The sequence below is a fragment of the Micromonospora sp. C51 genome, assembly GCF_018070435.1.
GTDB lineage: Bacteria > Actinomycetota > Actinomycetes > Mycobacteriales > Micromonosporaceae > Micromonospora > Micromonospora sediminimaris.
Genome location: NZ_JAGPXQ010000081.1, coordinates 1 through 12,247, shown reverse-complemented (window position 1 = coordinate 12,247; position 12,247 = coordinate 1). Strand labels below are relative to the sequence as shown.

General features: G+C 66.5%; 12 protein-coding genes and 2 pseudogenes. 8 read left to right on the top strand and 6 right to left on the bottom strand.

Going from position 1 to position 12,247, the window contains the following annotated elements; all coding sequences use genetic code 11:
- Positions 1-442: 442 nt before the first annotated feature.
- The gene (locus tag KBX50_RS32330) at positions 443-1,387 is read right to left on the bottom strand and encodes a C45 family peptidase (RefSeq protein WP_210941630.1); all 945 of its coding nucleotides are present in this window, start codon (positions 1,385-1,387) and stop codon (positions 443-445) included.
- A gap of 773 nt (positions 1,388-2,160) precedes the next feature.
- Between KBX50_RS32330 and KBX50_RS32325 the strand changes: the two genes are divergently transcribed.
- The 6 genes from KBX50_RS32325 to KBX50_RS32300 all read left to right on the top strand — a co-directional run bounded on the left by KBX50_RS32325 (position 2,161) and on the right by KBX50_RS32300 (position 6,242).
- Positions 2,161-2,802: a DUF4291 domain-containing protein gene (locus tag KBX50_RS32325; RefSeq protein WP_210941629.1), complete on the top strand. Its 642-nt coding sequence runs from the start codon at positions 2,161-2,163 to the stop codon at positions 2,800-2,802.
- A 432-nt stretch (positions 2,803-3,234) separates the two neighbouring features.
- Complete coding sequence (locus KBX50_RS32320) at positions 3,235-4,092, top strand: phosphotransferase (protein ID WP_307871142.1); 858 nt, start codon at positions 3,235-3,237, stop codon at positions 4,090-4,092.
- A complete protein-coding gene (locus KBX50_RS32315; RefSeq protein ID WP_307871141.1) occupies positions 4,089-4,433 on the top strand; it encodes a hypothetical protein in 345 nt (114 codons plus the stop codon). The genes KBX50_RS32320 and KBX50_RS32315 overlap by 4 nt, the downstream gene beginning before the upstream one ends.
- Positions 4,345-5,496, top strand: coding sequence for a hypothetical protein (locus KBX50_RS32310; protein ID WP_247674866.1), 1,152 nt, complete (start codon positions 4,345-4,347; stop codon positions 5,494-5,496). Before KBX50_RS32315 ends, KBX50_RS32310 begins: the two co-directional genes overlap by 89 nt.
- Positions 5,497-5,799: 303 nt before the next feature.
- Positions 5,800-5,952, top strand: a complete 153-nt coding sequence (locus KBX50_RS32305) for a hypothetical protein (RefSeq protein ID WP_210941628.1) — start codon at positions 5,800-5,802, stop codon at positions 5,950-5,952.
- Positions 5,946-6,242, top strand: a complete 297-nt coding sequence (locus tag KBX50_RS32300; protein WP_210941627.1) for an N-acetyltransferase — start codon at positions 5,946-5,948, stop codon at positions 6,240-6,242. The genes KBX50_RS32305 and KBX50_RS32300 overlap by 7 nt, the downstream gene beginning before the upstream one ends.
- A 184-nt stretch (positions 6,243-6,426) precedes the next feature.
- Here KBX50_RS32300 and KBX50_RS32295 read toward each other — a convergent pair whose 3' ends face one another.
- The 3 genes and pseudogenes from KBX50_RS32295 to KBX50_RS32285 all read right to left on the bottom strand — a co-directional run.
- Positions 6,427-6,834, bottom strand: coding sequence for a hypothetical protein (locus KBX50_RS32295; RefSeq protein WP_210941626.1), 408 nt, complete (start codon positions 6,832-6,834; stop codon positions 6,427-6,429).
- 401 nt (positions 6,835-7,235) lie between these two features.
- The gene (locus KBX50_RS32290) at positions 7,236-8,063 is read right to left on the bottom strand and encodes an alpha/beta fold hydrolase (protein WP_210941625.1); all 828 of its coding nucleotides are present in this window, start codon (positions 8,061-8,063) and stop codon (positions 7,236-7,238) included.
- A gap of 297 nt (positions 8,064-8,360) precedes the next feature.
- Positions 8,361-9,482, bottom strand: a pseudogene (locus KBX50_RS32285) (IS701 family transposase); the annotation flags it as partial.
- 259 nt (positions 9,483-9,741) lie between these two features.
- Here KBX50_RS32285 and KBX50_RS32280 point away from each other — a divergent pair.
- Entirely contained in the window at positions 9,742-10,305 is a 564-nt protein-coding gene (locus KBX50_RS32280) for a histidine phosphatase family protein (protein ID WP_210941624.1), read from the top strand.
- Positions 10,306-10,551: 246 nt separating this feature from the next.
- Positions 10,552-10,977 carry a hypothetical protein gene (locus KBX50_RS32275; protein ID WP_247674868.1) on the top strand — a complete coding sequence of 142 codons (426 nt, stop codon included), beginning with the start codon at positions 10,552-10,554 and terminating at the stop codon, positions 10,975-10,977.
- 77 nt (positions 10,978-11,054) lie between these two features.
- Here KBX50_RS32275 and KBX50_RS32270 read toward each other — a convergent pair whose 3' ends face one another.
- Positions 11,055-11,465, bottom strand: coding sequence for a hypothetical protein (locus KBX50_RS32270; RefSeq protein ID WP_247674865.1), 411 nt, complete (start codon positions 11,463-11,465; stop codon positions 11,055-11,057).
- A 151-nt stretch (positions 11,466-11,616) separates the two neighbouring features.
- Positions 11,617-11,952: pseudogene (locus KBX50_RS32265) on the bottom strand (hypothetical protein); the annotation flags it as partial.
- Positions 11,953-12,247: the final 295 nt, after the last annotated feature.

Sequence of the window (12,247 nt, the reverse complement as noted above, 5' to 3'; positions counted from 1 at the left end):
TGCCATGACGGGCCGAGGCCCGGGGGGTGGTGCACGATGGAGAAACTCAGAATTGAGTCCTCACCGTAACCCACTCACCCAACAGAAACGATCATGCTCTGGTGTCGGCCGGATATGGTCTGACCAGGACTGTTGGCCATGTTGAGGGCCGCTGTGGCGGCTGGTTCGGCCAGTCGTGTTGGTTGCCTCGGATCGGCTGTTGGCCAACGAGCCCTGGCTGTTGGGTCACGGTGAGGTGGTGCTGGGCTCCCGTCGGCGCTGGGTCGTTGGGTTGCGCAGTACGTGTGCCCTACTGGCAGCCTCGCGTATTCGACTGTAGCGAGTTCTACAGGTTCGGAACCGGGTCCGTTACGGTCGGTGATCAATCCTCGTTTTGGCTCTGGGCAGAGTGAGCAGGCCGAGGTCGACCAAAATGTCGCGGGCGTACCGCTCCGGAAAGCCTTCAGCTGGTCCGGCCCAAGGTCACGGTGCGGGATCCGGGTGTGAAGTCGCCGAAGGACTGCTGCCAGGACTCACTGGGCCAGTAGTACGTCACACGGCCCTCGACGGGCCGGTAGTGGGCTGTGTAGAGCGTTCTCGACCCCTGCTCGTCGATGGATTGGTATAGCGGCGGCTTTAGCATCGCCGCCACGTCCGCGCCCGCGGCGCGGATGGCGCGCAGCCGCTCCTGCGTCCGCATGGTCCGTTCCTGCTCGTCGGTCACCGGCAGGTGCTGGTGATTGGCGGCGCAGGCGTCCGGCGCCGCCGTCGGTGACATGTCCGGTCCCACGAACACCGTCACCGCCTTGGTGGGATCGACAAGGGTGAGGTTCTGGGGGACGGCGACCGGTAGAAATCGCAGCCTGTCGACCGCCTCATCGACGGTGTCGCACGTCTCCAGCAGGTAGCGCACCACGATGAGAATGGCGAAGCCGCGTCCGTAGGCGGAACGTCCGCCCCAGGTGAGCGAGACCGCGAGACTGGCGTCGTTCATCCCGTCCAGCAAGCCCCACAGCATGTCCTGCATCCCGATCACGGGGCGCAGGAAGCATGAGGAGACGATGGTCCCTTCGCACTGATCGGGCTGTAGGTCGTAGTTGCGCAGCAGAGTGCCGCTCTGGCCGATCTGGGTGCACGCCTGGGAGAACGGCCGCAGTGCCGCGTGGGTGAGGAAGACTTCCGCCTCGGGCCGGTCGAGTTGGCTGGCCAGGCGGTCCAGAACCGGGACCAGTTCCGGCATGTGCGCACGGAACAGCGCCCGAACACGGTCCGCGCCCTGCGGAGTCCGGCCCTCCTCGGTCAGCAGGCCCTCCATCTCCTGCCACAGGCCTCGGGCGTAGGCGGCCCACCGCCCGTCGCCGCCGTCGCCGACCTCGATCGCCTGGAAGGTCTTGTGCTCTTGCCGCACGGGCTGCCACTCCCACTGCGAGGATCGGATGAGGTGAGGGCAAGCTAGCTAATTCGGCAGGTATTCACCAGGTCGCCGCCGTGGGCGACGGTCAGGCGCTGGACCTGATGAAGCGGTCCGGGTTGAACGCGAGCGTGGCCGATTCCAAGTTGGCGAACATGTCCCGGATTGGCGAAGCCGGGAATCAACAAGGCTATGGCTCGTCCATGGCCAGGTCCCTGCCTCGACGAGGCGGACTACTGGCAGCAGCGCGAGTTCCTCAGCCCGGCGGCCTCGGTCGTCACCTGCAGTGATCGGGCTCTAGACCCGACGCTTCGACCGGCTAGATCGAGCGGGGGACATAGCGGTTCCATCGGCCGCCGGCGTTAGCGACCTGCCGGATGGTGCTGGTGTGGTGCAAGCCGAGGGCCTCGGCGACGGCGGGTGCCGGGGCTTCAAGGACGAGCTGGCGCAGGGTTCGACTCGGGCCTGGCCGAGCGGGAAGCCGAGGTGGCGCAGGCGGGCGGCAGCGACGTGGTAGCTGAGGTGCTGGCCGGCCATCATGCCTGGAAGAGCCAGACCGGGGACCGAAGCCATGCCTACGGAGCACCGGCTGTCGCAGGCAGCCCCGAGAGCCCGGCTGGTCCTACGGCGATGTCCACCGCAATGTCTGCCTCGAAGCGCCCTGTCGGCGGCCAGATGCGGGTGCCGACACGGATTCATTTCGGCTTGGCGCTGGCTTGGGTGTGGAATCTAGGTGGAGCAGTCGAGTCCCGATCGGTGAGGATCACGTCGTGTCCGTTCCCGCCCGTCAGATCCGCGCCCGCTACTCGGCCGACACCATCACCGTGTACCAGGCGTATGCCCCGCAGATTGCGCTGCCAGCAGTGGCGGCCGGTCGTTTCGTTGACCCGTTCAAGCGGGACCGGATGACGTGGATCAAGCCGTCGTTCCTGTGGATGATGTATCGCTGCGGCTGGGCCACCAAGCCCGGGCAAGAGCGCGTGCTGTCCATCGACATCACGCGGGACGGATTTGAGTGGGCGCTGGCGCGAGCTTGCCTGAGTCACTACGACCGAGACCTGCACGGCGACAAGGCGACCTGGTCGCGGCAGCTGAAAGCCAGCCCGGTCCGAGTGCAGTGGGATCCGGAGCGATCGCTGCAGCTGAAGGCGCTGCCGTACCGGTCGCTTCAGCTTGGATTGTCCGGCGAGGCTGTCGACCGGTACGTCGACGACTGGGTCGTTGCCATCACCGACATCACCCCCACGGTGCACCTGATCCGGGACCTTCTGCATAGCGGCGACGAACAGGCGGCAGCAGCTCACCTGCCTGTCGAACATGCTTACCCGCTGCCGGCTCAGATCGCCGCCGGCCTCGACGCCAGCGCGAACGTCACCGCCGACGAAATGCCCGAGCAGCAGCACCGACGGTGACAGCCGCTCGGGAGGCCAGCGCGCAGGCTCGGCTGCAGATCCGTGCACCTGACCTGGTGCCAGCCCAAGGCGACGCCATCCGAGACAGGCCGGCAAGCTCCATGACCGCTTGCCCCTGCGCCCCTTGTGCGAGCAAGTGAGTGGCTACATCTGGCCACTGACTGCTCAGTATGAGCCCAAGTTGGTGCGCACAACCAACGACGCGACGCTCATCGATGGTGAGCACTCCGTTCACTCCACTGCCTCCGGCTTCGCCATCATCCGCACCCAACATCATGCCCCGACGTCCGGGACGCCCGACGTCCGCTATTCGGCTACGATCGGCCGCCAGCACGCGCCGATTCCACCTTCGATCACGAGCGCTACGCGGCAGCTCCGGGTGCAGTCGCCGTCGCCGCCGCTCTCGTTGGCTGGCGCAGGGGAGGCAGAATTGTGGCTGCTGCGCTGAATGCGCTGAGCTACGGTGCTCCGATGCAGGCGGATGCGGCCCACCGGGCGACACAGGCAGCCATGTCGATCGCCTCGTCGCTCGGTCTGATCGCCGATGACGTCGCTGTCCTGCACAACTCGAACAAGCTCACTCTGCGTCTGCAGCCCTGCGACGTGCTGGCGCAGGTGGCACCGGCGGCGCATCAGAGCGCCCAGCTTGAAGTAGATATTGCTCAGCGACTGCTCGAGGTCGGGAGCCCGGTGGCCGCGCTGGCAGCACCCAGGGTCTTCGTCTGGGACGACTACGTGGTCACCCTGTGGACCTACTACGAGCCGGTGACTCAAGCGATCCCACCTGCGGACTACGCCAGCGCGCTCGAACGTCTGCACGCCGGAATGCGCCGGGTCGATCTGCTCACCCCGCACTTCACGGACCGGGTTTCCGAGGCCCAAACGCTCGTGGCCGACCACGACCGGACGCCGAACCTGACCGACGCGGACCGGGTCTTTCTCGCCGGCACCTTGGACCGCCTGCGCCGAGCGGTCAGCGATAGCGGCCGGCCCGAACAACTCCTGCACGGCGAACCTCACCCGGGCAACCTGCTGTCGACCCCGATTGGCCTGCTCTTCATCGACTTCGAGACGTGCTGCCGGGGGCCCATCGAGTTCGACCTGGCCCACGCACCCGACGAGGTCGCAGACCTCTACCCGGGCGTCGATCATCATCTGCTCCGAGACTGCCGGACCCTCATGCTGGCGATGATCACTACGTGGCGTTGGGATCGCGACGACCAATTCCCCGACGGCCACAGGCTCGGCATCCAGTGGCTGAGCGAACTCGGGAAGGCGACGGCTCGGTGAATGACGAAGCACTGTCGTGGGCTGAAGTCCTCTCGATGATCGAGCACCGTCTCGGGATGTACGTCGGGCGTCCAAGGTACGACCGTGCATTCGCGGTTGTAACCGGATTCGACCTTGCGCGCGGGTGCGGTGAACTCGCGGGCTTTCAGCAGTGGATGTCCGAACGCCATCTTCACAGCCCGCTGACTTTCTGGGCGCTGGTCCTGGCCGAGACCTTCGGCGACCAGGCAGACGAAAGCCGCCTGGTCACCGATGAGGATCATCAACTGGCAATCGGCAGCCTCTGCCAGCGTCTTCGAGAGTTCCTTAACCTCAGCGACGACGCCCAACGAGCACCCTGACCGCGGCAGGAAAGTGGTTCCGGCTGTCCACATCTGCGTGACCGGGCTGCAGTACCGTCACGCCGTGCATTTCGTGTATCGCTCCCACTACGAGGGCCAGTTGAGCAAGCGGGTCTGGCGGCTGCCGGACGAGACCGTGCTGAATTGGTTTCGGCGAGGCTGGGACTGCGACGATCCGGAGTCCTGGGTCGAGAACGAGGTGGGCGGTGACGTCTACGGCCTCGATTCGATCTTCGAGGCGGCACGGAAGCACGGCCTGTCTCGGCCGGCAACGACCAGCGAGCTGCGCGAGCTCCTGCATGAGCACTTGTACGTCGAGGGTGACGAGGACTTCATCCGCCTCGACGATCACAGCCTCCGGGTACGGACCGATGACGACGAGGTGGAACTGGCCTATTTCTTCCTCGATGACGAGGTGGTCGCGACCGCCCCCGACCGGTTGGCATACCTGTTCCAGTCGTGGCCGTTGCCTGGCGCGGGAGGTGAGGTGACGTCGTTCGTCGCCGAGGTGCCGGTGGCAGTCGTTACGCCCGCCGGTACCGGTGACGCCAGCACGTATGCGGTGTTCCTCACGTTCTACGACGGCGCGAGCCTCGCCTGCTCCCAGCCGCTGGTATTCCCGGGGGTCGGGTTGTGGGAACTGGCCGGACATCTGCGGACCGCGGACCCCGACAGCGGTGCAGCATGGCCGCCTGAGCTGCTGGTCTTGCGAGCACTCGTCGCGCCCGAAGACGACGCCGTCGGGCCGGCGCTGGAGCGGTGCAACAGATGGCCCGGCTTCAACCTCAACGCCGACCCGTGGCCCAACCTGCCCAACGAGCACGGCCCCGCCCACCACGAAGCCATGGCGCTCATCGCATCGGGCCGGTACGTCGACGGCCGACGCCCTGACGCATCGCGCATCGAGGTCGACGACCATCTTGCCCAAGTCGCCATGCACTGTGGTCAATCATTCGGGTACCAGCAGTGGTTCCTGTTCGACACCGTGTGGGCGGCCGCTCACCCCGACCTGGCCCAATCACTGCTGCGCTACAGCAACCACTGGGATCCACTCGAGGACTAAGCACGGCCGAGCCATCAGCTCTGGTCGTCAAACGAGCGGATGCAGATCGGGCGCGCGGTCGCCGGCTACCTGTATCAATGACCTGCGCCCGTGGCCCGCCAGGCTTCGGGGCCTCAGGCAGCCCGGCGGCCACCAGGGAACGACCCCTCAATCCGCTGCGTCGAGCCCGATCTGCGGCATGTGCGGATGCCGGCGTGGTGCCGGCCAGGGTATCGAAGTTGGGTGTGGCTATTCGTTTGTCCGATGCTGCGCGGTAGGGTAGCGCGTCTGCCTGCCGGCCTCAGATGTCGATAGGGTGTCGCCGTGACGATCACCGTTCGTCAGGCAACGGAGCACGATCTGGTGGCGTTGGGAACGTTGTACGCCGAGCTGCATCCGGCTGATCCGATGCTGTCCCACGAGCAGACTACGAAGGCTTGGCAGGAGATCATCGGCAAGCGGGGCGTGCCGTGCTGATCGCCCTGCGCGAGGGAACGGCGGTCGGCACTGTTGACAGCATCGTCGTTCCGAATCTGACCCGTGGCGGGCGGCCGTACATGCTCGTGGAGAACGTTGTCGTCGCTCGCTCTGCCCGCCGCCAAGGAGTTGCGAATCGCATGTTCGATGCGCTGATCGGTCTGGCCCGTGCGGCCGGTTGTTACAAGGTGCAGCTGCTCTCTCACGTCGATCGTTCCGACGCCCACATGTTCTACGAGTCGCGCGGTCTTCGTCCTGTTGCTCAGGGCTACCGGCTTTACCTGGATTGAACGCGAGTCAACCCGCCAGCCCGCTGCCGTGAAATGGATACCGGTGGCCGGCGCACACGGCCGCCTTCAGTTTCGAGCGCTTCACGGCCAGATGTGCACCGAACACGGCCCGCGCATGCCGTAGCGCCTACCAAGGTGATGATCATCGAGTCTCTGGGAGCACGGCAGCCGAGCATTTCGATCATCAGCCGGCCACCAGTCGGGTAACGACGGGGCGGAGCCAGTCGAACCAGGCCGGGCTGTCGTAGAGGCGTTCGGGTACCAGGAACCGGGTCCCGTCGATCGGGCGAGCCTTGTCGTCGCGGACCGGCAGCAGGATGAACTCCAGCGTGAACGGTGCCGACCGCCGGCCGAGGGCACGCTCGATCTCGCCGACGAACGTGCTGTGGTCGGCAGTGCCGGGCGGGTGCGCGAGCATGCCCGCTCGGCTCCGCGTGCGGTGCCAGTCCTCGGCTTCGGACCAACGCCGCACGACGACCTCGTGCAGCGCCGGCCAGGCGGCTAGGCCGGCGAAGTCGGGCGGTCCGAGTTCCGTGTAGCGGGCCAGGCCGACCCGGTCCGCCGGGCGGGCAGGTCCAGTACCGCCCGCCACCACCCGAGCCAACCCTCAGCGAGCGGCGCTGCCGAGCCGACGGTCGGCGCCGGCAGCGGGGCGATGTCGAGCGGGCCGGGCACCACGCCCCCGACCGACACATCGATCCGCTCGCCCGCCCTGATCCCATAACGGCCAGTCGTGCTGCTGGGTCCACCTGCTGATCTGCATGCTCCAGGATCCGAACGGTCGCGTGTGCACGCCGCGCCTCCATCGCTTGAAGATCCGCTGATGGATGTACTGACTCATCATCCCTATGACTGCGACAAGGTCAGACGAACTGTCTCGGCACGTCCAGACGGAACCAGGGCCGGCTCGGCGCGACGCTGCGTAGCGCGCGGCCTGCGGCTCGCGGCAAATCCGGTAAACGCACGGGTGCTGCTGCTGCGGAAGGCGGTCGATCAAGCGGTGCGGGCTTCGATTTCGCCGACGAATGTTGAGATCGCGACGGCAAGCTGTTCGGACGAGTCCAAGTGAACGTCATGGCTGGCCCCGTCGATGACGATCATGGCGGCCATCGGGTTGGTTGCCAGCATCTCGTCCGCTTCGGCCTGCTCCAGGAAACCTCGCTGGCCCTTGACGAGCAGGGTTGGCGTGCTGATGGCCGCCCAATTGGCCCACCGCGCTTCGGCGTTGACTGCATGGATCGCCTCTTCGAGGACCTCGAGCTCGAAGCGGGGCACCAGTCCCGTGGCGGATGGCGCGAGTCCTGCCGCCCAGGCTTCACCTGCCCTCCCCCCGCCGAAATACGTGGCGGCGGCCGTCGTGTCGGCAAACGGGGTCGGCCACGATGCGAACCAGTCGATGACCTCGTTGGTTGCCTCCTGTCCGCCGCCGCCCACGCCTCCCTCGACGAGGATGAGCGCCGACACCAGCTCTGGGCGACTTGCTGCCAGCAGGAGGGCCGTGTGGGCTCCGAAGGACTGGCCGACCACCATGACCGGACCCACATCTAGGCTCTCGATCACGGCCACGGCGTCGCTGACGAACGCCACCCTGCTGAGGTCATCCGGACGCGTGGTGCTCGATCCATGACCACGCTGGTCAAGGCTCACCACCCGGTACTCGTTGCCCAGGCGCGAAGCGACGGCAGAGCACTCCAACGCGTATCCACCAAGCCCATGCAGAAAGAGGATGACTTGCCCGGGCCCGCCTGAGTCGTACACGGCCAGCGCCACCCCCGGCACCGCCAGCTCCCGACTTAGCCAACCGATCTTGTCCTCCGACATGCAAGAACCCTGCCATCCGGCTGGAGCACCAACCGCGCGGGGTACGGCAGACGAGTGCACCTAGTACTCCAGCCGCACCTGGTGGAGTTGGAGTCTTCGCTGGTAGTGGGCTGTTCTAGTACTCCAGCCGCACCTGGTGGAGTTGGAGTCTTCGCTGGTAGTGGGCTGTTCTGGCGCGGTATTGGTGTCGGCGTCGCCATCGTGACCATCGATGTATGTGGTCGAAGGGTCGGTTGGTGGTGATCAGGTGTGCCAGGAGACGGCGGACCTCGCCGAGGGTAAGAGGGATGAGGCCGTCATCGGATTCGGTGCCCCCTTTTTGGCCTGCGCGGCGGTGACGGCGAGGTAGGCGTGGGCGCACAGAACGAGAGTTATGTGCCGGTACCAGGCGTCGTACCGACGGACCTGGTAGTGGTCCAGACCAACCTCGGTCTTGGAGGTCTGGAAGCACTCCTCGATCGCCCACCGGGTCCCGGCGATGCGGATCAGGTCCTCGTCGAGGGTGTCGGCGGGGCCGAAGCACAGGTAGTAGGCCAGGTCGGTGGGGTCGGTGATGCTGCGTCGGATCAGCAGCCAGTGGCCGTATCCGTTGACGGTGCCGGGCAGGGAGGCTACGGCCCAGTCGTAGAGCCGTGGTCCTTTGGCGCCGTCGCCGCAGCTGCGACGCTTCCACGCCAGGGCCGGCGCGCTGGCGGCGAGGACATCAGGACGGGAACTGCCCGCCGTGGTCGGGATCCGCTGGTTGCAGGGCACGGCCAGGACGTAACCGATGCGCTGCTGCTGCAGCCACGTCCGGAACTTCGAGTCCTGCCCGTATGCCTCGTCCGCGGTGACCCATTCAGCTCGCACTCCGGCGGTGATGGCGCGTTGGAGCATCCGCAGCCCCAGCGCGGGTTTCGTAGCGAACCCGACGCTGGCTGGGATGCCGGCTTCCTCACGGCGGGCGGCGTTGTCGCACCAGCCACGAGGCAGATACAACTCCCGGTCGATCAACGTGCGCCCCGCCGGACTGGCGTAGGCGAGGAACACCCCGAGCTGGCAGTTCTCCGTCCGTCCGGCCGTCCCGGAGTACTGACGCTGCACCCCGGCCGACTTGATCCCCTTCTTCAGGAACCCGGTCTCGTCGACGATCAACACCCCGTCGTCATGGCCGAGGTGCTCGGACACGTAGGCGAACAAGTCGTCACGAACAGCGTCCGGGTCCCACGCGGACCGGTTGAGCAGCCGCTGCATCCGATTCGGCGTGGTATCGCCGGCGGCCTCGGCCAAGGTCCAGCCGTTCTTGCTCGCCAACGGCGACAACAACCCAACCAGGTAGGCCAGCGCCTGCCGGCGCGGCTCCGCACGCCCGAACCGGTGCGCGAACCGCGCCAACAGATCATCCAGACCCGCCCGCCAGCCCACAATCTCATCGATCAACACAAGCACGGCAGCCTGCCCGCCCTACGACCAACCACAACAGACAGACGGTGCGACCACTTACCCGTCCACCGGATAGCATCGACATCCGCAGCTACACGGCAGTCACAACTCCGACGCTGATCATCCCCGCGAGCTGCTGAAACGCTAGACCAGACAAGTGCGGCTGGAGTACTAGCCGTGTTCTCGGCCCCATCGTCCCGTGCCTCGCTGATCTATCGTGCTCTTCGTCGTACAAGGACCTGGGAGGTGGCCCACGGTGGCTCGTACACAGCTGTACCTCGTCCGCCATGGCGAGCAGGATCCGGCGGCCTTGGACGGGGGCCTTACCCAACTCGGCCGCGAGCAGGCGGACCGGCTGGGCCAGCGGCTGCGCACAGTGCCTTTCTCGGCGATCCACCACAGCCCGTTGGCCCGGGCGAGCCAGACCGCCGACGTCGTCGCCGGCCACCTCCCACAGGTGCCGCGACACGGCTGCGAGTTCGTAGCGGACCGGACGCCGGTGCCCTCCGCACGGCAACGCGGCCGATATCCGGACCGGTGGCACGCCTGGCTCGACGGCGTGCCCCACGACGAACGCGACGAAGACGCTACGGCCCTGCAAGCTGCCGTCGCACACTTCGGTGTCGCCGGTGACACCGACCGGTACGAACTGCTGATCACGCACAACTTCGTCATCGGATGGTTCGTCCGCCACATGCTTGACGGCCCGGAGTGGCGGTGGATTGGCCTTGACCAGGTCAACTGCGCCATCACCATCGTGCAGTGGGATTCCGACCGACCGCCGACCTTGGTCAGCTTCAACGACACTGGGCACCTGTAGCTGGACGGCAATCGCTCATCGGCGCGAGCGATCGGCTGACCTGTCGGTCTCGCAGGTGCGGACTCCAACGCCCGGCGGCATGTGCGGGATAACATCTGGCGAGGCTGGCCGCTTGTGAGTCATGGTTGTGCGGTGATCACAGTCCAGCGAGTGCGGGTGCGGTGGAGCGCAGCGGCACGCGGCGCTCAGCACGCCAATCTCCGCCGTGGCCTGAACCGGCCGGTGCGACTTCCTGCCTCACTACCGATGTGCGACGTGGCCGTCCACGAGGTGCTTTATGACGAGGCAGCCGGCCACGTGCGCCACGACGAGGTGCTCAGTGGAGGCATAGAGCGAGCCCGCGACGTGGGCTTGTGGCTCACCGTTAAGGGTTCCACGACGATTGTTGATCGGCTACCCGGCCGTGCGGCATATCCACGCGACCGTGGCACGACCCGCCTGTTCACACTCTCGCCGGGGCAGGTGGGCCGCTACCGGGCCAACTTCCGGTTCACGTTCACTCAGTGCGCCTGCAACCCCAGCTGGTTCTACGAGGATTGGGTAGTGCACGTCGGTAACAGCGCGGTAGAGCCCGACGGGTTCATCCATCGCGAGCCGGACCATGATGCCGACAACCGCGTGCATCTTTACGGCGGATCGGGGAGGCCTACCGCAGGCAGCTCTCCACGGTAGGACCGGTTGGAGCGCGGGTACAGCGGAACGCCGTGCCCAGTGGCCGCTCGTGTCTGCTGACCGTCTGGTCGGCGGCGTCAGAACCAAGTCCATGGGCGGGCGAGTCGCCACAGCCGTCCACGCCAGCGCGCACGTTGAGGGTGCAAGAAGAGCTCGATGTCCTCCAACGCGTCGGTGGCAGTACCCCGAACATGAGGCCGGACACGCCGTTCACGCAAGGCGGCGACGACGCGCCCCTCGTCGAGTCGACGGTAGACCCTTGCCAGGTGTCCAAGGCAGGTGGCGGCGAGCGCCTGCACCTGGTGGTCATCGTGATCCAGCAGAGCCAGGTAGAGATCCTGCGACTCTTTCCAATCGCCGTCGCCGTATAACGCGCACCCCACCATGGCATTCAGGGCAGCGCTGATGTCTTCGCGATCGAGAGCAGTCCGCACATCGGCTGGCGTAGCCGACGGAGGATTGTGAAAGGTGTGATGCTGGTGGCTCATGCCTCATATCCTCGATCACCGCTGCTGTCCGCCAACATCCGCTCATCGGCAGAGCCGTGAGCCGGAGGACCCAGCACGTCACGACGACGTTCGTGGCGAGCGCTGATCCCTCTGCGCGTCGTGGCGCATCTGTCTTGTCCGGCGGCTGGGGCTAATGGCGGGGTGGCAATGGTGCGACCGGGCGGACCGCGGTGAACTGGGCGTGCTCGTACCGGGTGGCGGCGAGTAGCAGCAGCCATTCGTCGCAGCCCTGCCACGGGTAGACGTCGGCGGCACCGCCGCGTACCGCTCTGGGACCGTCACCGGTGCGTGGGCGGGCATCCGCCGGGGCGTCGGCGAACCCGGGAATCCACACGTCGGCGCAGACCTCGTTCGCCGAGCCCATCGCGGCCAGCCCGAACGCGTTCTCGGTGGCGGCTGTCCGCTGCTCATCACCGAAGTCGTCGAGCACCTGGTCTTCGCCCGGTTTCCCGTCGCCGCGGGTGGTCGGACGGTGTCGTGGTTGGATCGCCCTGGCAAGGGCTCTGGCGTGACTGGACGGTGTACCTGGGCAGTCGGTCCCGACTCGGGTCGGCCTGCCCGCTACCGTCTGCGTATCGCGGCGGCCACGCTTCCAGATTCGCAGCGAATAGCCCAGTCCTGAGCAGCATGAGGAGACCTCCCAATGACGTTGTCAAGCCGCGATAGCGGCAGGCGGTACGGGTTGGTAGCACCGTCTGTCACGCAGGAGTGCCCACAGGACGTTGATTCGGCGGCGGGCGAGTGCGAGTACGGCCTGAGTG